The organism is Rhodococcus sp. NPDC078407 (assembly GCF_044542515.1).
Taxonomy (GTDB): domain Bacteria; phylum Actinomycetota; class Actinomycetes; order Mycobacteriales; family Mycobacteriaceae; genus Rhodococcoides.
The window spans coordinates 1-1,196 of sequence record NZ_JBITUQ010000061.1 but is presented as its reverse complement, the minus strand read 5'-3'; the positions used below and the strand labels follow the sequence as shown (position 1 = coordinate 1,196).

Here is a 1,196-nt window from a genome sequence, read left to right as displayed (position 1 = left end):
CAATGCCGTTAAGTTAGCGGCACGCGGAGCTGCAGCCGAGGAGGATGCTTCTCGTGACGCCCGTGATGGTGTGGTCGCTTCGTGTTGTGAAACGCGGCGAAGTGTCGCTTGACCACGCGCGGGTAAAATCGGTGTCTGCGTGGCGGATTCGGGTGTTCGGTTAATTCACCCAGCACCACGGGGAGTGTGCTGGGGGGAAAAGTCCGCGCCGTTGGTGAGTTGGCGACGGACGATGCGTAAGGCGCGGATGAACGATAATCGATCCGGATCGATTTCAGCGACACCCGACGCTCTGTGGACCAGTTTGCGAACCGCGTAATGCGCTAGCAGCACGCCCCAAATTTCTTGTTTGATGAGCGCTGGGGATTTCGATCGTAGTACGCGCCCGTGACCAAGCTGGTGTACTTCGATCTCGTCGAAGACATTCTCGACTTCCCACCGTTCGTGGTACAACGCAGCGATCTCCAATGCAGGAATTGCGACGTGGTCTCGCAATGTTGTGATCACTCGGTATGGCTCGTCGGACCCTTCGACTTCGTATTCCACGACTCGGCACGGGACTCCGTGAGCCAATAAATACTGATTCTCGGCCGCGACGTCTCCTCGTGAGCTTCGGCGCGACGTTTTCCGGATCGCGCTTTGACTCTTCGAGGGTAGTAGCACTGAGAGGTACGAACCGTCCGTGAATTCTTTTATGGCGGGGAGGTTCATATTTCGAGGGATTCGAAAGACTGCGTCGACTTCGTGTTCGATCAATCTTTCCCAGAGCGCAAGGCTGAAGAACCCGCGGTCGGCCAACAAGACGGATCCCGGGTCCAGAGCCGCAACAAGGCTCCAGGCTTCGGTCCGTTCGGACGTACCAGCCTCGCCGATTGCGGCGTGCAACACCGCGTGTGTGCCGCATTCGACGACAGCCACGACGCGCACGCGCGGGAACGCACCCTTACCCTTCCCGCCGACGCTGTACCCGAAGACTTCCGCGTTTTCTGGAGAATCCGGCGCATCAAGGACAACGCCGTCGATCGCGAGAACCCGTTGCCCGTGAAACCAGGCCGAAGGTGTAGCCGACGATGCCAGCGGTTTAGCGGTCACGTGAAACAAAATTTTTAAGGGTTCCTCCCCGAGCCTTTTGCGGGCTTGTGTTATTGCACTCGGGGTAGGAACGTGCCAACTCGGTAACCACCCTCCGAGAAACT

The 1,196-nt window shown here is 58.3% G+C and carries 1 protein-coding gene; it reads right to left on the bottom strand.

Annotated features, from left to right (window positions below):
• Nucleotides 1–165: 165 nt before the first annotated feature.
• Nucleotides 166–1,196, bottom strand: a 1,031-nt coding sequence (locus ACIGGF_RS25365) for an IS4 family transposase (RefSeq protein ID WP_397523787.1), incomplete at its 5' end; no start/stop codon positions are given.